This window comes from Mesorhizobium sp. M1252, from assembly GCF_040318265.1.
Lineage (GTDB): Bacteria > Pseudomonadota > Alphaproteobacteria > Rhizobiales > Rhizobiaceae > Mesorhizobium.
This window is the reverse complement of record NZ_JAMYLX010000026.1, coordinates 23,680-42,104: the sequence shown is the minus strand read 5'-3', so window position 1 is coordinate 42,104 and position 18,425 is coordinate 23,680. Positions and strand designations below refer to the sequence as shown.

The following is an 18,425-nucleotide window of genomic DNA, read 5'->3' as shown; positions in this document are numbered from 1 at the left end:
AATCAAAGGATGCGCTATGGGCCAGGTTCTTCATGGGAGCGCCACGACGACAGAGGCGATCCGTCGAGCGATACAGCATAGTCAAGAGAGCCTGAGGGCGCTGGCGAAGCGCTACGGCATCAATCAGAAGACGGTTAGGAAGTGGAGGAACCGGACGTCGGCCGCCGATCTTCCGACTGGTCCCAGAGATCCGAAGTCGACAGTGCTATCGACTGAGGAAGAGGCGGTCATCGTCGCCTTTCGGCGTTATACGCTGCTGCCACTGGACGATTGCCTCTATGCTCTCCAACCGACGATCCCGCATCTGTCGCGGTCATCCTTGCATCGCTGCCTGCAGCGTCACGGGATAGGCAGGTTGCCGGATGTCGAGGGCGACAAGCCGGCAAGGAAGAAGTTCAAGGCCTATCCAATCGGCTACTTCCATATCGACGTCGCCGAGGTCCGAACCGAGCAGGGCAAGCTGCATATGTTCGTGGCCATAGATCGGACCTCGAAGTTCGCTTTCGTCGAGCTGCACGAGAAGGCAACGACAGCGGTCTCCGCCGATTTCCTGCGCCATCTTCTTGATGCTGTCCCTTACAAGATCCACACAGTGCTTACCGACAACGGCATTCAGTTCACGACCCCAGGTGCCGGCGGCTCGGCCGTTCCGCTGATCAAGGAAGCCATGGCGGCGGGAGAAATCATATGGGCGCACGCCTTCGAACATACTTGCGCCAAGGCCGATATCGACCACCGAACGACAAAGCCAAGGCACCCATGGGCCAACGGCCAGGTCGAACGCATGAACCGCACGATCAAGGATGCGACCGTCAAACGCTTCTACTACGAGAGCCATGACCAACTGCGCCAGCATCTCGCCGATTTCGTCTTAGCCTATAATTTCGGCCGTCGACTGAAGACCCTCAAGGGCCTCACGCCCTTTGAATACATCTGCAGAATCTGGACAAAAGAGCCCGAACGATTCAGGCTCGATCCAACCCATCAAACCTTGGGACTAAACACCTAGAGCGTTTCAGATTTTGACAGAAGCGTATCCAGCGTTTGCGAAGTAGTTTCTGCATTCATTGGGTTGGATGGTTGATACGAGGTGGCCGATGTGTCGCCAGGTGTCGTCGATGGTTCGCTTCTGGGCGGCTCGCATCCAGTGTTTGATCTTGGCGAAGGCTTGCTCGATTGGGTTGAGGTCGGGCGAGTATGGCGGCAGATACCAAAGCCTGGCGCCTGCGGCGCGGATCATCTGCCGGATGGCGGCCGACTTGTGGGAGCCAAGATTATCCATGACGACGATGTCGCCGGGCTGGAGCACTGGCACGAGCTGCTGCTCGACATAGGCCCGGAAGCTCTCGCCGTTGATCGGTCCATCGAAGACGCAAGGGGCAGCAAGACGGTCGAGCCGCAGGGCGCCGAGGAAGGTCAGCGTGCGCCAGTGGCCGTGCGGAGCAAAGCCGCGCAGGCGTTTGCCGCATGGTCCCCAGCCGCGCAGCGGTGCCATGTTGGTCTTGATCCAGGTTTCGTCGATGAACACCAGCCGTTCCGGATCGAGACCCGCCTGCCAGGAACGCCAGCGTTGTCGTCGGCGGGCAACATCGGCGCGAGCTTGCTCAAGGGCGAATAGCGTTTTTTTTGAACCGCAATCCTTCGCGCCGCAGGAAATGCCATACCGTGTCGTGCGAGACCTTCACACCGCGCGCCGCAAGTTCGTCCTTCAGCCATGCAGCGACAGATGCGACGTCTGGTTGATCCGTTCCACGATGAACGCCCGGTGCGGCTCCAGAACACGCTTGCGGTGGCCGCCCATCTTACCCGGTGCCACAGACCCATTCGCCCGATAGCGCTGCGACCACTTCACCGCCGACGAAACCGCCACGCCAAAACGAGCCGCCACCGAGCGGCAGCTCTCGCCAGCCTCGATCGCGCCAACAACACGCTCACGTAGATCGTTCGAAAGGGGAGCCGTCATCTGATGCTGGCCTCCGATCCAGCCAGCATCTTGAATCACAAAACCACTCTCACGGGAATCCCGCAGATTCAGTCAAAATCTGAACTGCTCTAAGCGTCCATTCAAGCGGCTCGTGATCTGGTTGCTCGTGCCACATCACTTGACGGAAGTCGCGGCGGTCAACCTGCTGGCCGCATATCGGGCCAAAGGTCGAAACGGTCTTGTCCGTCTGCCGGCGAATGTGGTTTGCCGGGGATGCGTGGGCCAAGGGCTGCTATTCTGGTCATGCTCGAACGAACACGATTCCGCGGCAAAAGTTCCGTCAGTTTGGTCTTCTCAGTTGGTGAAAGACATCGCACCAAAAGCGGAAGTCATTTGGTCGGCCGTCGAAATGTGCCTCCAAAGCGCAGTGCGCCACGGCGGTCGGCGCTTCAAGCCCATAGAGTTCGATCGCAGATTGAGCGGCCTGACCTTGGTCGACGAGATCGGCAATCTTCAAAGCCGTAAATCAGCGCTCCGCATTGCGAGCCTTCCGGTATGAGTTCCGAGCCTAAGACGCTCCTGAGTAGGCTTTTCGCCCTTATTATTTTCTCTGCCGCCGGCGCCACTGTCTATTGTCGGTGGCGAGGCCGCTGCCACCTTCTGAGCGGGCGAGCGATGGAGTGCCTTCGACGGTGAAGACGATTCCGGCGTCTTCAAACGCTTTGCGGATCGCCGCGATGTTGTGGGGACGCGGGCTCCTGAATCCGTTCTCAAGATCGCTGATGGCCATTTCGCTAAGATCTGCCTTTGCGGCAAGTCGCACACGCGACCAGTTCAGTAGGGCTCGTGCTGCTCTGGATTGATCTGCTGAGAGTACGGTTCGGCTGTCCATAAACAGTCGAACATTCAATATCGCTTAAATGTTCCTCTTGACCTTCTGCGATTTCTAACGGCGTGATGCCGGCCTCTCGGGTAACGCGGCGGGGTTTTCCAATAACTTTGCGGAACGCTGATCGTCACGCCGCAACGTCTTCTTTTTCGGCTTGGTCTTCTCAACCAGATCTGGCCTTTTCGCTATCAGGTAGTCAGCCTTGTTCGTTCGATAGTCTTCTTTGTGGATGGACATTTCTACAATCTCCATTGTGGAGATCAACGCGGCTGGAAGCCGACAAGGTCGATCCGAACGGCGCACCGTCCTAATACGAGTCTTGTCGACCATACCAGTCGTCGACGTCTCGCCGCACGCGATCCTTCTCAATGCCGTAGCGTTCCTGGATCGTACCTTCGAGCTGATCGCGGTTGCCGGCTATGCGGTCGAGATCATCATCAGTGAGCTTGCCCCACTGCTCCTTGACCTTACCTTTGAATTGCTTCCAATTTCCTTCGACGCGATTCCAGTCCATGATGGCGATCTCCTTTCGTTGTCCTTTCGAATAACGGTCGTATGGCTGTCAGGTTCCGCTGCAGGTAAGCGCGCTTGCTTGTGATCTAGCAATGGAACCTAATGCCCGTCGACCGCATGTGTGCGCCGGCCTTTTCCGGTTTGGGAACACAGCCGGCCTTTTGCCGTTGGTCTGGAACAGCTTCGCAAGGAAATGCACGTGCTCGCCGATCCGGGCATCTGGGTCGCGTTGGCGGCTGTGTTCATCCCTTATGGAGTCGGTGTCGCACTGCTTCTGAGGGTAGCCGGTTGATGGACCTGCCAGCGCTGCTCTGGCGTCAGATGAGCGGATTTCCATAGAAGCCGCCTCAACTTGGCGGCGGGGGGTCTTCGCGTTCGGCCATCTGTTCCAAGAGCTTCCTTGACGCAGCCAGGACGCGGCGTACGTGGGGAGTTGAGTTCGCCGACCATATCGATGGCGAAGGCGCCGGACAGGGCGCCACACGTCTTGGCGGGGCGCTCTGAGGGCGTTGGCGATGTCATCGAAGATCGCTTCCATCGGTCGAGTCTCGAACGCCGAACCTGTGAATCCCCTGTTTGTTCCGTCAAAGTCTAACGATCAGGGAAGCGCCATTGAAAGCACGTGCAGTAACGGTTGATTCAACCATTGCTGGTAAATTGTGAAATGTGGGTGGCGGCTCCGACAGTTCGGGGTGGAACTCAATGCCGAAGCCGCCTGCGCAGCCAAGGTTGGGGTTTGACCGCGCCGTCCTATAATGGGACGGCGCGGTCAACGATTCGTTAAAACGTTCTGGAACTAATTAAGCACGCGCTAATTGACTCGCGGTCTCGGGAGTCAGTGCATGCGTGAAGTTCATTCCTCCGATGGTGCCGATTTTGGCGGGACAGGCCTCCCGAGGGCATTGCACAGCGTCACGTACCGGCCGCCGCCTTCGTCTTCCCTCTTCTTAGAGATCCGCCATTCGTTGGGCGAGTGGGTTGTTCGCATCATAGGGAGGAACGGTGAAACGTATTCCCGAGCATTCGAATATGAAGCAGATGCCGTCGCTTTCGCTGGCGATCAGTCTTCTCGTCTAGGATTGGAAGCTCCCCCGAAGCGAGCAACTTGACGAAATCAGCGAGAGACGCGCTGAAGCAGAGCGACTATCTGTTTCGCGGTCTCGTCGGTCCCGATCACTGGCGACTGTCGTGCGTCATCTTTCTGTATGATCGATGACGCCTGTTCGGGGGTGGTATCATCCTCCAGGTCGAACTCACGGACTCCGATGGGGTTCTTGCCTTACATCTCACACATGGATTTTTGGTGCGAAGCCAATTCATAGTGATTGGGCCGACGTGCGGCCTGATTGAAGGTCAAAAGCTACTTCGGCGGCTGCGAACAGCCTAGTCTATGACCTCGCCACCGAACAGCCGGAACCTAAGCGCTTAATGGAGCTTAAGGCTCCATGAGTACACGCGGTATCAATTTCCTCGATCGCTGGGATCGGCAACAATCTCCCCGAAAAGGCGAAGGCCGACACGGTTTCGATAAGTGAGTACACACACAAATTGTACGCCGACGCTAAGGCGCTCGGGATCAGGCGCGAAGAGATCGACGAAGAAGTTGACAGCCTATATCGGACGCTGGTCGATGCGCCTTCGGAACTTACCCCCCCTATAAATTAGCAGGGGAGGCACGGCATTCTTCAAGCCGTCGCTCTTATCCTTTCCCGATAGCTTCACCGGACATCGCGCTGGCCGACACCTTCTTGCGCAATGCCGCAGTGTGCCTCGATGGCGCTGACCGGGCGGCGGATCTGGGCAGGCGCAATGCGGCCCTTCACGCCATCGCCATCGCCATTGAATTGCTCCTGAAGTCGCATCTTCTCAGAACAGCGACCGACGATCGCTGGAATCGCCGCCATATCGGGCACGATCTCGGCAAGGCCGCTCGTTACGCCGAGAGAGCTGGATTGGGCCTGCCACCGCAACTGCACAGCGTCATCGCCCAGCTTCATCCTCATTTTCAGCGTGGCGGCTTCCAACGGGACCCAGCGCGTTCATGGCCGTCCGGTTTATCGCTCGACGCCCGCCACATCGCGCGGCGGCTTGCTCAGACTCTCATGGAACATAAGCGTCGCGCTAACGACGCCGCTGCTCCTGACTTGAAGATGACCCCACCCCCGCGATCCATTGCGCTGATCCTTGGTCCAGCCGACGGCCTGACGCCATCAACCCGCAAGGGGTCGGACTACGCGAAGCGTGCCGCCGCTCCGGCTTCGCCTTCGCGGTGATTGCGGCCATCCGCCGAACACATCGGGCGCCTGTCAGCGGGGGAGGGTCCTCCGCTTCAAACAGGAGCCGGATCGATGTCCCTCGCCGACGCGCATGCCTTCGCCTTCAGCCTCGCCGCCACCCTCATGGTCGCCATCGTCATCTTTCGTGCCGGCGACGGCACTCTCTCGGTCGTGCCGGCGAACGAGTATGACGGCGACGACACCGCCATCGTCGGCGAAATCGACCGTTCGCCCCAGGACGGGGCTAACATTGCCGCTGGCGAAACAGAGCTTTGGCATCTCGCCGGTGCTTTTCGTTGCTATGCTCTGCGCGGCGTTGCGGTGGTGGTGGAAGGCGCAATCGCCAGAGCTATTCTCGGAGACACCACCATGATCATCCTCGGCATGTTCGTTTGTATCGCGGCCATCGGCATCCTGTGCTGGTTGCTCTTCACGCTTGCTATCTTCGCCCTTCCGTTGTTCGCAGGGGTCAGCGCAGGTACGTGGGCATTCAACACCGGCGCCGGCTGGCTTGGCGCGATCCTCGTCGGCATCCTGGCAGCCGGGTTGACGCTCGGCGTCGGCCAAATCCTCCTCGGCGTTATCAGCTCCATGTGGGCGAAGCTGGCGATCACGCTTGTCTTCGTCGCGCCTGCGATGGTTGCCGGCTACCATGCCACCCATGGCATCGCGAAGCACATGATGCCTTCGGAAACCTGGCAGGTCGTCTTCTCCGTCATTGGCGCGACCGCCGTCGGCGTCACGGCATATCTGCGGGTCGCGGGCATGACGTCAGCCGACCAATCCGGCAGGGACGTGGTTCGAGCCTAGACCCCCGCGGGCGGCGCAGGTGGACCAGACCGACGAAGGCCTAGCCTCCTCATTATCGGTGGTTGGAGCAATCGGGTTCCATGCCAGGATCGAGCAACGGCCACGTGCCGGCGCGGCCCCGTCTGGGACTTGGACTTTCTTTGGTCGATGCCCATCGCAGACCGACCAGTCGGTGGCAGGACGGCAGCGCAGGCGGTGGCGGCGGCGTTGCAGGTGCGCGGAATCTGTGCCTGGAATGCGTGGGCGATGCCGGTGAAGCCTGTAGCGATCTGCCGGAGGCGCGTTGCACGCCAACGTCTCCGTTCCCAATCTGTCCCAAGAGCGCTCCAAACGGCCTCTTCAATGGGCTGATCTGGCCGAACGACGGCTGAAGCCTCGACCGCCCAGGCCGCAACGGCGCATCTCGACTTTCTTCCCCTGCCGGCTCCCACCCCATGCCGCAAGCGCATGGGGACCCCGAGCGCCGCCATTCCTCGCGAGACAAGAAAGTCGTTCCTGCGCCGTCCTCCGCGTTGCTCCGGTCGCAAGCGATGCGTCGTCGGTCGCCTCGGGCCAAGTGATCGCCATCGAGGCCGCATGGTGCGGGCTCGGGAACAGAAAACGGAGACTTACAATGGCTACCATCGGCACCTTCAAGAAGTCCGCCTCGAACGAATTCACCGGTGAAATCGTCACCCTCAGCGTCCAGGCCAAGAACGTGCGCATCGTGCCAGACACTCGCGCCACTGGCGAGAACGCTCCTAGCCACCGGGTGCTGGTCGGCCGCGCCGAGATCGGCGCCGCATGGTCGAAGACCTCCAACGAGGGCCGCGACTACCTGGGCCTCAAGCTCGACGATCCAAGCTTCAACGCCCCGATCTACGCCAACCTCTTCGACGACGAGGAAGGTGAGGGTTTCTCGCTCATCTGGTCCCGCCCGAACGCGCGGCGGAGCGACTGAGGACCCGCGCAGGCCCCGGCCGGAAGGCCGGGGCCTCTTCCGCGGACGGTCCGGTTCGGTTCACTCAAGCCGAGAGCGATGCCGAACCCGCATCGCCTGATGCTGATCAACCGGCCTCCGTTGGCAGAATTGTTCTGTAAAATGCAGGCTTTCACTCTGGGAAGACGAGGCAAGCGATGATCGAGCCGTTTGACGAAACCGCGCCGACCAGTGACGAACTCACCGAATACGATCGGGAACACGTCAAGCTCTATATGCGCCTGCTTGACGCCGCCGATGACGGCGCGGACTGGCGCGAGGTGGTCGAAATTCTCTTCGGCATTGATCTGACGAAGGAGCCGCAACGCGCCCGGCGCATCCATGACAGCCATCTGGCGCGAGCGCGCTGGATGGCGCGTGCAGGCTACCGTCATCTCTTGCGTCGGCCCGGCAACTAGCACCACAGCGCCTGCGGTTCCCGGGTGATGCCGGCACGGCATCACCCGCTGCCCGGCGGGGGGCTTACCCCCATCGCTACAACCCCGAATAGTTTGCAGGCGGGGGCTATGCGGTGTTTGCGAGGAGCTCTTTGGATGAGGCCGGATACGTCGCATTGGCGAGACAATGACAGCTATGATTATTTCGATACGTTGCCCATCGAGGGGCTCGCCTGGGAGTGTCTGCGGCGTCACGAACCCTATCAACGGCACTACCAAGCGCTCCTGACTACAAGAGCCGAAAAAGCACCCTTCCAGCCTGAGACACAGCGGCTGTGGGGGTTACGATTTCCCGGCCAGGCCGGATTTGTCCGCCTTGGCGCAAGACATTCTGTGGTCGCCTGACGTCGATCCAGCTGTGGTTTCTCTCGTGCCGGCGCCGGAATTCCTGTCTTCCTTGCGATCGGCGCCGTTGACCGCCCTGGGCGTGCTCCATGACAGCCCGGAAGGACGTCACACTGTCCACAGTGCAGGTGTCGCGACCCAACTTCTCCTTCTGCCCGGCAGTGACCCGCACGGCCACCTGGCGGCGCTGATCCCCTTGGACGCAGAAACATTGGGACGGATCGAAGCACTCACCCGTTTCTGGCGTTCGTTGCAGGGGCGCCCCAAACCTTCGGACACGCGGATGACCCCGCAGCAGCGCCGCCGCTTTCGTCTGATGATGCAGGCCGCTGACGGCCATTCGAATGGCGCGAGCTACCGCGACATTGCCGTCGCCCTTTACGGGTCTAAGCGCGTCGCTGCCGATCCCTGGAAAACTTCCGCACTGCGCGACGCGGTGATCGGCCTGGTCGAAGGTGCCACCGCCATGATCGGCGGTGGCTATTTGCAAATCCTGCGTCATCGCCGCCGATCCTAGCGGGTCTGGCCGCGCAAAAGGGGTGGAGTTTTAGCCCCCCTCAACTTCCCCATCCCTGACGAAGCTTACTCTCCGCCACCGTGGTCTCCGCCCACCGCTGAACGCCAGCGGCTGCCCAAGACCCCACGGAGGTTCGACCCATGCGACCCGATATCGCCGTTTTGCCGCCGCGCTTCCTGCGCACTAAGGAGGCCGCGGATTTCCTCAGCCTGTCCGCCCGCACGCTCGAAAAGCACCGGACCTATGGCACTGGTCCTTCCTACCGCAAGCTCGGCGGCCGTGTCGTCTATGCCGTCGACGATCTTCAGGCGTGGGCCGAACGCGGCGCTGTCACGTCTACATCCGATCCGCGGGGGTCGGTCCTGCCGGCCAAGCGTCACACGCCGACGCCGCCGACGCACGGCGGACGATACGCACGCTGACCGCGCGCGGATTTCCAATGGTGGCTCGAAACCAATCCCTTTCGGAGCGCGGGCAGCTCGACCTGTTCCGGGCGCTGCCTGGCGACTTCGCCCCACGAGACGCGCAGGATCTCATGGCCTATCCGTTCTTCTCCCTTTCCAAGACGCATCGCATCACCCCGATCGATTTTGCGGCCGGCAACGTCACGATCCGGGTCGAAGCCGTGCCCGATCATGGCATGGCGACCATCTGGGACGCCGACATCCTGATCTGGGCCGCAAGCCAGATCGTCGAGGCGCGCGACGCGGGCCTTCGCACCTCGCGCCTGATGGCCGCCACACCCTATGAGATTCTCACCTTCGTCGGCCGCGGCAAGAGCCTGCGCGACTATCAGCGCCTGAAGGCGGGGCTTGACCGGCTGCAGTCGACCACCGTCTCGACGACGATTCGTCAGCCCGCCGAAGGCCGGCGTCACCGCTTCTCATGGATCAATGAGTGGCAGGAGCGCATCGATCGCCATGGCAAACCCGCGGGGATCGAGTTGATCGTCCCCGACTGGTTCTACCAGGCAGTCCTCGATGACGCGCTCGTGCTGACGATCGACCGCGCTTATTTCGACCTGACTGGCGGGCTGGAGCGCTGGCTCTATCGGCTGGTGCGCAAGCATGGCGGACGCCAGCCCGACGGCTGGCGCTTCGACTTCCGTCACCTTCACCAGAAATCCGGCAGCCTGTCGCCCCACAAGCGCTTTGCCTTCGAGCTGCGCGACATCATCCGCCGCCAGCCGCTGCCCGGCTACACCCTTGCGCTGGAAGTGGAGATTGGCGGCCGGGTTCTGCTTGCCTTCGAGCGGATCGGCTCCTGTGGAAGGCCTGTGGACGGCCTCGTGCTATCGGGAACCGGACCTATCGTGCCATCGGGAACCGCAGGCTCGTGCTATCAGGAACCGAAACGGCGCCTAACCCTGGGAAAGCAAAGCCGAAATCGCGCCCTTAACTTAGACTCTAACCCAGATTCTAACTTTGAAGCGCGCGCGCAAGATGGGCAGAGGCTCGTACGGCGAGCCAGCCACGCACTCAGCGTAACCACCAACAACACCCCCAACACGTCGACGGTTTCTGGCGGTCGCATCACGGCAACCAGCGCTTCCGAAGGGCCGACTCCGCCGCTTGATCCGCGCTCGGGAGCCGCCCGATGAGCGCCGCACCCCTAAATCGAAAGAGCCGTGTCGGGAAGGCAACTTTGACGCTGCATCTCGCCGGTGAATTGGCCTGCAAGGGAAATCAGTTCGCGACCTTCGTCGTGCGCCCCACCACCGACATGACGACTCAGGAGCGCGCACGCATCGCCGCTTTCGAGAACGACGTCATCGTCGCCGAAACGCTGCGCGCGAGGCTCGCGCGCGAAATTCCCACCACATCAGGAGAACCGAAATGACTGGCATTGCGGCTCCCCGCACGCGCGGCGCATTCCCGGCCACGCACCACGCTGCCGATAATCTCGTCCATGTCGAACTGACCTGGGTCGAGAAGAGGATCGAGAACTGGATACGGTTCGGCACGCCCGCCCAGGAACAGATCGTCGATCGTCGCCGGCGGATCCTGTCCTATCGTCCCGGCGTGGTCTTCGCCTTCGTGCGATGGGCGGCGAACGACTTCGGAACGATCATCTCACGCATCGACATCGTGCGTGCGGTCGCGTCTGGCGAAGCCTATCAGACACTGCCCTTCGTGCGACCCGGCGGCGACATCCTGCTGAAGGTCGAGAGCTGGCCCAAGGTCGAACGCGTGCTGCAGGCGATTGACGCCATCCAGCGCCTCGGCATCGAGCCTGAGTTGGTGTCGCCTGATCATTGGCGGCACATCCACAACCGGATAACCGCCGGCAATGCGCCGCGCAGCTACACACTCGACCAACATCGTGCCTTCCTGCTGCGCAAGAGGACTGAGCCGTGACGCGCGCCGGGATCATCTTAGCCAGCGTTATCGCAACCATGGGCGTCGGTTATCCCGGCCTCACTTCGATGCCCGCGAAGCTCATCTGGAATGCGTCAGCCAGCGCACCGATCGGCTTCTACACGATCGACTTCGACGGACCCTTCGAGGTCGCCGATCTTGTGGCCGTCGACGCGCCCGAGCCGCTCGCGGCGTTCCTCGCCGATCGCGGCTATCTGCCGAGGGGCGTGCCACTCCTGAAGCGCATCCTTGGCGTTGCCGGGCAATGGGTCTGTCGCTTGAACCTCACCATCACTGTCGATGGTATCGAGGCGGGGATGGCGTTGACGCGTGACCGGGCCGGCCGTGACCTGCCGGTCTGGCAGGGTTGCCGCCGCATCGCGAGCGGCGAAGTCTTCCTGATGAACCGGCATGTCCGCGACAGCTTCGACGGCCGCTACTTCGGCCTCCTCTCCACCAGACGGATCATCGGCCGCGCCGTCCCGCTGTGGACCGACGAGGACGGCAACGGCCGCTTCGAATGGCGCGCGCCCACGCGGTGAGCGCGCGACCGGCGGCGCGCGTCGTGCCGCCAGTCTTCATCACCGCACCACTCGAAAACAGGAGTCTGACATGCAACAGATCGGGGAATTCACACGCCAGAAGACTGGCTATAGCGGACGCATCCACACGCTCAGTCTCAACCTAGATATCGCCATTGTGGCGGCAGAGGCGAGCGAAACGGAGAATGCGCCTGACTACCGCGTTCACGCCTCAAGCGAGGACGGCCCCGAGATCGGCGCCGGCTGGAAACGCTCCAGCGAAAAGGCCGGAGACTATGTCTCGATCCAGCTCGACGACCCGACCTTCGCGCAGCCGATACGCGCGAACCTCTTTCGCAATGGAGACGACCAGACGTCCTGGTCGCTGCACTGGGCGCGGCCGCGCGACCGCAGCGAGAAGGATTGAACGATGCGCGCTCGCCGTCCGTCGACGAGCCATCGCGGTGCGCCCGGGCCGCTTCGCGCTGCCTGGCGCATGGCTCTGCTCCTCCTTTGCGGCCTGTCCGTCGCGACCGTCATGCCGGCGGCAGAGGCGCAGGACCTGGCCGTTGCCCGGTCTTCCCAACGCGATCCGTTCGGCGCGCATATCGCAGAAGCCTCGCACCGCTTCGGCGTCCCGCGCGCGCTGATCCGCGCCATCATGCGCAAGGAGAGTGCGGGTGATGTGCGCGCCGTCTCCAGCGCAGGCGCCCGCGGCTTGATGCAGATCATGCCCGGAACATGGAACTATCTGCGCGCCCGCTGGTCGCTTGGCCGCGATCCATTCGATCCCCGGGACAACATCCTGGCTGGAACGGCGTACCTGCGCGAACTGCACGATCGCTTCGGCTCTCCGGGATTTCTGGCCGCCTACAATGCGGGACCTGCACGCTACCAAGCCTACCTCACTGGGCGTCCGTTACCGGCCGAGACCCGCGCCTATGTCGCCGCATTTGCGCCCCTGATCGGTGAAAGCGAGGGTATGCGCCCTTTCGCCGTTACGTCTGTCGAGGCCATTCCCTGGAAGCGCGGCTCGCTGTTCGTCGGTCAGCCGGATCGCAAACAAGCTGTCGCTCGGGTGCCAACCGAGCGACCACCAAATGACGCGAGCTCTGCGCCCACCGTGCGCGATGTGTCCGCCATCGTGCCGCTGTCCGAAGGCCTCTTCGTGGCGCGAGCGGGCGAAGGGATACAGCCATGAGCGCACATGGGCGTCTTCGCGCAACCGCAAGCTCCAGCGCACCATGGCGTGGGTGGAGGCGGAAGGTGGGCAGAACAACCGGAAGATGGCGAGATAAAAGGCCGCGAGGTGCGGCGTCGATCGGTTTTGCTGTTTCAATAGGTTATGCAGGATTTCCGCGAGGTGCGAAGGTTTCGCGCGCCTCGCCGGAACACCGTTTCACCTGTGATTTCGGTGCCTTGAGACGATGTGCGGATCTTCACGATGACTGACGAGGATGGTTTCCGCATCCGGCCCGGCCGCATCCGCTCGCCCAGTGCCCAGCGCGCCAGACCCTTCATCGCGCAGGCGCTTGCCGCCGCCCAGAAGGCCGGCGCCCGCATCTCTCGCTCCGGCCGGATCAGCCCGGGCAATCGCTCGACCTTCGGGCGTGGCCGCTCGGCGAGCGTGCGCGCCAATCGTCTCCTCACCGGCCGCTCGCGCGCCGTGATCATCAAGACACGGCTGGTGCGCCATCACGCGCGCGCCGCGCCGCTTGCCGCCCATCTCACCTATCTGCGCCGCGAGGGCGTCACCCGTGACGGGGAGAAGGCCAGGCTGTTCGGGCCGCAGACCGGGGAGGTGGATGGCGGTGCTTTTGCCGAGCGGTGCGGCGATGATCGGCACCACTTCCGCTTCATCGTCTCGCCGGAAGGTGCCGTCGACATGGCGGACCTCAAATCCTTTGCCCGCGATCTGATGGGGCAGATCGAAAAGGACCTCGGCACGAAACTGGAATGGGCTGGCGTCGATCACTGGAACACCGACAACCCGCACCTTCACATCATCCTGCGCGGCCAGACTGATGACGGGAAGGATCTCGTGATCTCGCGCGATTACATCAAGGAGGGGATGCGCGCCCGCGCGGCCGATCTTGTTACCCAGGAGCTCGGCCCGCGCACCGATCTCGACATCCATCGCAATCTGCAGCGCCAGGTCGAAGCCGAACGCTGGACCCAGCTTGACCGGCAGCTTGTTCGCGACGGCCGCGACACAGGCGTTGTCGATCTTGGGTCCCCGGCGAGCGCCCAGCCCGATGAGTATCACGTGCTGAAGGTCGGGCGGGTGCGCAAGCTCGAAACCCTTGGCCTTGCCGAACAGGTCGGCCCGGGCCAATGGATGATCGACGACAAGGCCGAGGCGACGCTGCGCGAGCTTGGCGAGCGCGGTGACATCATCAAACGGATGCACCGCGCCCTGACAGAACAGGGCATCGAGCGCGGGTCGGCGAGTTATGTGCTCGCGGCGGAGCGCCTGGACACGTCGATCGTCGGGCGGCTGGTCGACCGCGGTCTCGATGACGAGTTGAAGGGCAGCGCTTACGCCGTGGTCGATGGCATCGACGGCCGCACCCATCACATCAAGCTGTCCGATCTCGATGCCGCCGGCGACAGCGCTCCGGGTTCGATCGTCGAACTGCGCAAGTTCCATGACGCGCAGGGACATGGGCGCGCAGCACTCGCTGTCCGTTCCGATCTCGATATTGAGCGGCAGGTTACCGCCGCCGGCGCCACCTGGCTTGACCGTCAGAATACTGCCCGCGAACCGATTGCGCTGTCGGAATCCGGTTTCGGCGCCGGGGTACGGCAGGCAATGGAGCGCCGTACCGACCACCTCGTCCAACAGGGCCTCGGTGAGCGGCACGGCCAACGCACAACCTTCACCCGCGGCCTGGTCGACACGCTGCGTCGCCGCGAACTGGAAGCGCTCGGCCAAAAGCTCTCGGCCGAAACCGGCCAGCCTTTCAACCGCGCCCGCGGCGGCGAATATGTCACCGGTTCCTACCGGCAGCGCTTCATGCTCGCGTCGGGCCGCTTCGCCATGATCGATGACGGGCTCGGGTTCCAACTGGTGCCCTGGACGCCGTCTCTCGAAAAACATCTTGGCCGCCACGTCTCTGGCGTCGCTCGCAATGACGACGGCATCGACTGGAGTTTTGGCCGCAAGCGAGGCCTCGGCATCTAGTCTCAATTTGAAGAAAGGACTGCAGCATGTCCGCCACCAAAATTCTCTGGGGCCAGATCCTCGCCGTCTTGATGATCGTACTGTTCACGACCTGGGGCGCGACGGAGTGGGTGGCCTGGCGTCTGGCATTCCAGCCCGAGCTGGGCAGGCCATGGTTCCGTGTCCTGGGCTTTCCGTTCTACCTTCCGCCGTCATTCTTCTGGTGGTGGTATGGCTTCGATGCCTACGCGCCGTCGATCTTCGTAGAGGGAGCCTTTATCGCGGCTTTCGGCGGTTTCGCCTGCGTCGCCGTCGCCATCGGCATGTCGGTCTGGCGGGCTCGAGAGGCCAAGAAGGTCGAGACCTACGGCTCCGCCCGCTGGGCCGACAAGCAGGAGGTCAAGGCAACGGGCCTTCTCGGCTCCGATGGGGTGGTGCTTGGGCGCTTTGACGGCGCCTATCTGCGCCACGATGGACCGGAGCATGTGCTGTGCTTTGCGCCCACACGTTCGGGCAAGGGTGTCGGCCTGGTCGTCCCGTCGCTGCTGACCTGGCCGAGCTCCGCCGTCGTTCACGATATCAAGGGCGAAAACTGGCAACTCACCGCGGGCTTCCGCGCCATGCATGGGCGGGTCCTGCTGTTCGATCCCACCAATCCCAAATCCTCATCCTACAACCCGCTGCTCGAGGTGCGTCGCGGCGAATGGGAAGTCCGCGACGTTCAAAACATCGCCGACATCCTGGTCGATCCCGAAGGCTCGCTCGAGAGGCGAAACCATTGGGAGAAGACCAGCCACGCCCTGCTGGTCGGCGCGATCTTGCATGTCCTCTACGCCGAGCCGGACAAGACACTCGCCGGCGTCGCCGGTTTCCTTTCCGATCCGAAGCGTCCGATCGAATCGACGCTGTCAGCGATGATGAAAACCGCGCATCTGGGGCAGGCTGGTCCGCACCCGGTCATCGCCAGCGCCGCGCGAGAGCTCTTGAACAAATCAGACAACGAACGCTCCGGCGTGCTGTCCACCGCCATGTCATTTCTTGGCCTCTATCGCGATCCTGTCGTGGCAGAGGTCACGCGCCGCTGCGACTGGCGCATCAGCGACCTTATCGACGACGAGCATCCGACGACACTCTACCTCGTCGTGCCGCCGTCCGACATCAATCGGACCAAGCCGCTCATTCGCCTGATCCTCAATCAGATCGGCCGCCGCTTGACTGAAGATCTGCAGGTCAGGGCGAAAGGGCACCGGCTGCTCCTGATGCTCGACGAGTTCCCGGCGCTTGGCCGCCTCGATTTTTTCGAATCGGCGCTCGCCTTCATGGCCGGCTACGGGCTGAAAAGCTTCCTGATCGCTCAATCCCTCAACCAGATCGAGAGGGCGTACGGCGCCAACAACTCGATCCTCGACAACTGTCATGTCCGGGTAAGCTTTGCCACCAATGACGAGCGCACCGCCAAGCGCGTGTCCGACGCGCTGGGAACAGCGACCGAGATGAGGGCCATGAGGAACTATGCCGGCCACCGGCTGTCTCCGTGGCTCGGTCATCTCATGGTCTCCCGCTCGGAGACGGCTCGCCCGCTGCTCACGCCGGGTGAAGTCATGCAGCTGCCGGCGACCGACGAGATCGTCATGGTCGCGGGTGCTCCGCCGATCCGCGCCAAAAAGGCGCGCTATCATGAGGATGCTCGCTTCCGGGAACGTATCCTGCCGCCGCCGCTGCTGAGGGCGGCGGCGGAGGAGGGGAGGCCGGACGACTGGACGAACCTGCCTCTGCCTTCTCGTCCGCAGATTGCTGAAGCCATGTCGGCGCCGTTGGCCACGGATGACGACACAACTGATTCCGAGCGTCGTCGGCAACCCGAGCTCAGTCGCGTCGAGCAGGTCGTGAAGCCTTCGACCGAGAACGAATTCGAGATCGATCACCTGGATGACGTGGAGGACGAGGTTGCCCGCAACCGTCGACTGACGCGCCTGATGCAGGGCGTTGCGCGGCAGGCGTCGCTCGACCCCGGCGACGGCGTGGATATGTGAGGCTCCCATGGTAAAGCCACCTCGCAAGCAACGCCTGTCCGTCTATCTCGATCCGAAGGTCATGAGCAGGCTGGCCGAACATGCGGCGCGCCGTGATTTTTCACGGTCGCTCGTCGCGGAGGCGGCAATCGAGTCGTTCCTCTCACCCGATGCCGCCGAGCGGCAGGAGGCGGCGATCACCAAGCGGCTTGACCAGCTGGACCGCCGTATGACGCGCCAGGAGCGCGATGTCGCGATTGCCGTGGAGACGCTCGCTGTTTTCGTCCGCTTCTGGCTGGCGACAACGCCGGCTTTGCCCGAGCCCGCGGCACAGGCAGCCCACTCCAAGGCTGGCGAGCGCTATGATGCCTTCGTCACCGCGCTCGGCCGGCGCCTGGCGAGAGGTCCAAAGCTTCGGCAGGAGATCTCCGAGGACATCGATGGCGGTCTGGACACACACCAGCCCGGCACGCCCGCGCGCTGAACGGACTGGCGGACCGAGATTTTGCAAGCATCGATATGTCAAGCATATCAAAGTATTGTAACGATATGTTGTCATGGAACTCGCGTTGCCAACCTGTCGGGGGGTTTGGCAGACAAGAGCTAGACAGCCGCAGGGCAGGGTCGCTGATACGGGAACCATGTTGGGCGCGAAATCCGCAATTCAAGATCCGTGATTGCATGAGGGACCACGCCTTTATGAGCTTCTAGAAAAAGCAGCCGTCTGAGCCGAACCAGTTATCTCAGTGGCTAGGCGGTGTCAGGATCTTTTCGTTGAAAATTATAGTCTGTATGCTATAAGGCAAAGGGCGAATGAAAAACCAAAAGCTCACGGTATGGATGGGATCGTCGAAGGATGACCTGCGCGAGTTTCCGGTCGATGTTCGCCGGTTGATGGGTGTCGCAATCAACGACGCCCAGAATGGTGAGGAGCACCCGGCTGTCAAAGCCCTGAAAGGGTTTGGGGGCCGCAGCATCCTCGAGGTGGTCGACGACTTCGACGGAGATACCTACCGCGCCGTCTACACCGTCCGCTTCGCTGGCGTGATCTACGTCCTTCATTGCTTCCAGAAGAAGTCGAAGAGGGGCAGGGAGACACCCAAGCATGAAATCGATCTCGTCACAGTACGATTGAAGGCGGCCGAGGCGCACTATCGTGAAAACTATGGGAAAGGAACAAAGTCATGACGGAAGACATCACCGCCGAAGTGAGCAGCGGCAACGTGTTTGCGGACCTCGGCTTTGACAATCCCGAAGAGGAATTGCTCAAGGCCAAGCTGGCCCGCGAGATCCGCGCCATTATCAAGCGCCGGCGCCTGACCCAGGCGAAGTCGGCTGAACTGCTCGGAATGAAACAGCCCGACGTCTCCGCGATCGCCACAGGGCGAACGGGTAAGTTTTCAATAGACAGGCTGGTTCGCTGTCTGGACCGGCTCGACTACAAGGTCGACGTGGTGGTTCGCCACAAGCCTCGACGGTCAACTCGTGCTGAAGCCGCGTGATCTGACGGCTTTACCGACGAGCGCACAATTGACGGCGAGCGCCGCCCTTGCCTGAAGATCGCCGGCCTTGATCACAGGTCGGCACCGCCAATCTCCTGTATTTGCACGCTACGCCACTACGCCTCGATATAGGTGTTGAAACCACTCGAGATGCGGCTCTCTTAATCATCCCCGTCCAGG

23 protein-coding genes and 2 pseudogenes are annotated in these 18,425 nt (G+C 62.2%); 20 read left to right on the top strand and 5 right to left on the bottom strand.

The window, feature by feature from the left end:
• The first annotated feature begins 16 nt into the window (after window positions 1-16).
• Window positions 17-1,009 (top strand): IS481 family transposase, encoded by a 993-nt coding sequence (locus tag NKH22_RS29820; RefSeq protein ID WP_352912186.1) that lies wholly within the window; start codon window positions 17-19, stop codon window positions 1,007-1,009.
• Between the two features lie 6 nt (window positions 1,010-1,015).
• On the opposite strand, the pseudogene NKH22_RS29815 reads toward NKH22_RS29820, so the two are convergent.
• Window positions 1,016-1,981: pseudogene (locus NKH22_RS29815) on the bottom strand (IS630 family transposase).
• Window positions 1,982-2,075: 94 nt separating this feature from the next.
• On the opposite strand from NKH22_RS29815, the gene NKH22_RS29810 reads away from it, so the two are divergent.
• Window positions 2,076-2,483 carry a hypothetical protein gene (locus NKH22_RS29810; protein ID WP_156936055.1) on the top strand — a complete coding sequence of 136 codons (408 nt, stop codon included), beginning with the start codon at window positions 2,076-2,078 and terminating at the stop codon, window positions 2,481-2,483.
• A gap of 42 nt (window positions 2,484-2,525) precedes the next feature.
• On the opposite strand, the gene NKH22_RS29805 is transcribed toward NKH22_RS29810, so the two are convergent.
• The 3 genes from NKH22_RS29805 to NKH22_RS29795 form a co-directional block, all read right to left on the bottom strand.
• On the bottom strand, window positions 2,526-2,816 hold the full coding sequence (locus tag NKH22_RS29805; protein ID WP_352912184.1) for a helix-turn-helix domain-containing protein: 291 nt from the start codon (window positions 2,814-2,816) through the stop codon (window positions 2,526-2,528).
• A 54-nt stretch (window positions 2,817-2,870) separates the two neighbouring features.
• On the bottom strand, window positions 2,871-3,050 hold the full coding sequence (locus NKH22_RS29800) for a hypothetical protein (protein ID WP_023697507.1): 180 nt from the start codon (window positions 3,048-3,050) through the stop codon (window positions 2,871-2,873).
• A 70-nt stretch (window positions 3,051-3,120) separates the two neighbouring features.
• Window positions 3,121-3,327: a CsbD family protein gene (locus NKH22_RS29795; protein WP_023690464.1), complete on the bottom strand. Its 207-nt coding sequence runs from the start codon at window positions 3,325-3,327 to the stop codon at window positions 3,121-3,123.
• 1,444 nt (window positions 3,328-4,771) lie between these two features.
• Between NKH22_RS29795 and NKH22_RS29790 the strand changes: the two are divergent.
• A pseudogene (locus NKH22_RS29790) lies at window positions 4,772-4,991 on the top strand (DUF768 domain-containing protein).
• Between the two features lie 53 nt (window positions 4,992-5,044).
• Here the strand turns inward: NKH22_RS29790 and NKH22_RS29785 are convergent.
• Entirely contained in the window at window positions 5,045-5,323 is a 279-nt protein-coding gene (locus NKH22_RS29785; RefSeq protein ID WP_023694917.1) for a hypothetical protein, read from the bottom strand.
• A 351-nt stretch (window positions 5,324-5,674) separates the two neighbouring features.
• On the opposite strand from NKH22_RS29785, the gene NKH22_RS31595 reads away from it, so the two are divergent.
• From NKH22_RS31595 to NKH22_RS29700, 17 genes are all read left to right on the top strand, one after another.
• Window positions 5,675-6,412, top strand: coding sequence for a hypothetical protein (locus NKH22_RS31595; protein WP_502908616.1), 738 nt, complete (start codon window positions 5,675-5,677; stop codon window positions 6,410-6,412).
• Window positions 6,413-7,025: 613 nt separating this feature from the next.
• On the top strand, window positions 7,026-7,352 hold the full coding sequence (locus tag NKH22_RS29775) for a DUF736 domain-containing protein (protein ID WP_023816712.1): 327 nt from the start codon (window positions 7,026-7,028) through the stop codon (window positions 7,350-7,352).
• Window positions 7,353-7,528: 176 nt separating this feature from the next.
• Window positions 7,529-7,789, top strand: a complete 261-nt coding sequence (locus NKH22_RS29770) for a DNA -binding domain-containing protein (protein WP_023715497.1) — start codon at window positions 7,529-7,531, stop codon at window positions 7,787-7,789.
• A gap of 27 nt (window positions 7,790-7,816) precedes the next feature.
• Window positions 7,817-8,173: a transcriptional regulator domain-containing protein gene (locus tag NKH22_RS29765; protein WP_352912182.1), complete on the top strand. Its 357-nt coding sequence runs from the start codon at window positions 7,817-7,819 to the stop codon at window positions 8,171-8,173.
• A complete protein-coding gene (locus tag NKH22_RS29760; RefSeq protein ID WP_352912180.1) occupies window positions 8,145-8,690 on the top strand; it encodes a DUF2285 domain-containing protein in 546 nt (181 codons plus the stop codon). Before NKH22_RS29765 ends, NKH22_RS29760 begins: the two co-directional genes overlap by 29 nt.
• 140 nt (window positions 8,691-8,830) lie before the next feature.
• On the top strand, window positions 8,831-9,112 hold the full coding sequence (locus tag NKH22_RS29755) for a helix-turn-helix transcriptional regulator (protein WP_023690466.1): 282 nt from the start codon (window positions 8,831-8,833) through the stop codon (window positions 9,110-9,112).
• Window positions 9,113-9,129: 17 nt separating this feature from the next.
• On the top strand, window positions 9,130-10,290 hold the full coding sequence (locus NKH22_RS29750; RefSeq protein ID WP_023690467.1) for a replication initiator protein A: 1,161 nt from the start codon (window positions 9,130-9,132) through the stop codon (window positions 10,288-10,290).
• Window positions 10,287-10,529, top strand: a complete 243-nt coding sequence (locus NKH22_RS29745; RefSeq protein WP_156936056.1) for a hypothetical protein — start codon at window positions 10,287-10,289, stop codon at window positions 10,527-10,529. The genes NKH22_RS29750 and NKH22_RS29745 overlap by 4 nt, the downstream gene beginning before the upstream one ends.
• Complete coding sequence (locus tag NKH22_RS29740) at window positions 10,526-11,047, top strand: DUF2840 domain-containing protein (protein ID WP_023673524.1); 522 nt, start codon at window positions 10,526-10,528, stop codon at window positions 11,045-11,047. Before NKH22_RS29745 ends, NKH22_RS29740 begins: the two co-directional genes overlap by 4 nt.
• On the top strand, window positions 11,044-11,589 hold the full coding sequence (locus tag NKH22_RS29735) for a S26 family signal peptidase (RefSeq protein ID WP_352912178.1): 546 nt from the start codon (window positions 11,044-11,046) through the stop codon (window positions 11,587-11,589). Before NKH22_RS29740 ends, NKH22_RS29735 begins: the two co-directional genes overlap by 4 nt.
• 70 nt (window positions 11,590-11,659) lie before the next feature.
• Window positions 11,660-11,995, top strand: coding sequence for a DUF736 domain-containing protein (locus tag NKH22_RS29730; RefSeq protein ID WP_352793892.1), 336 nt, complete (start codon window positions 11,660-11,662; stop codon window positions 11,993-11,995).
• A 3-nt stretch (window positions 11,996-11,998) separates the two neighbouring features.
• Complete coding sequence (locus NKH22_RS29725; RefSeq protein ID WP_352793890.1) at window positions 11,999-12,769, top strand: lytic transglycosylase domain-containing protein; 771 nt, start codon at window positions 11,999-12,001, stop codon at window positions 12,767-12,769.
• A gap of 243 nt (window positions 12,770-13,012) precedes the next feature.
• Window positions 13,013-14,752: a relaxase/mobilization nuclease domain-containing protein gene (locus NKH22_RS29720; protein WP_023673521.1), complete on the top strand. Its 1,740-nt coding sequence runs from the start codon at window positions 13,013-13,015 to the stop codon at window positions 14,750-14,752.
• 26 nt (window positions 14,753-14,778) lie between these two features.
• Window positions 14,779-16,764: a conjugal transfer protein TraG gene (locus tag NKH22_RS29715; RefSeq protein WP_023673520.1), complete on the top strand. Its 1,986-nt coding sequence runs from the start codon at window positions 14,779-14,781 to the stop codon at window positions 16,762-16,764.
• Window positions 16,765-16,771: 7 nt separating this feature from the next.
• Entirely contained in the window at window positions 16,772-17,227 is a 456-nt protein-coding gene (locus tag NKH22_RS29710) for a ribbon-helix-helix domain-containing protein (RefSeq protein WP_023673519.1), read from the top strand.
• A gap of 356 nt (window positions 17,228-17,583) precedes the next feature.
• The gene (locus tag NKH22_RS29705) at window positions 17,584-17,931 is read left to right on the top strand and encodes a type II toxin-antitoxin system RelE/ParE family toxin (protein ID WP_031203332.1); all 348 of its coding nucleotides are present in this window, start codon (window positions 17,584-17,586) and stop codon (window positions 17,929-17,931) included.
• On the top strand, window positions 17,928-18,245 hold the full coding sequence (locus NKH22_RS29700) for a helix-turn-helix domain-containing protein (protein ID WP_006338687.1): 318 nt from the start codon (window positions 17,928-17,930) through the stop codon (window positions 18,243-18,245). Before NKH22_RS29705 ends, NKH22_RS29700 begins: the two co-directional genes overlap by 4 nt.
• Window positions 18,246-18,425: the final 180 nt, after the last annotated feature.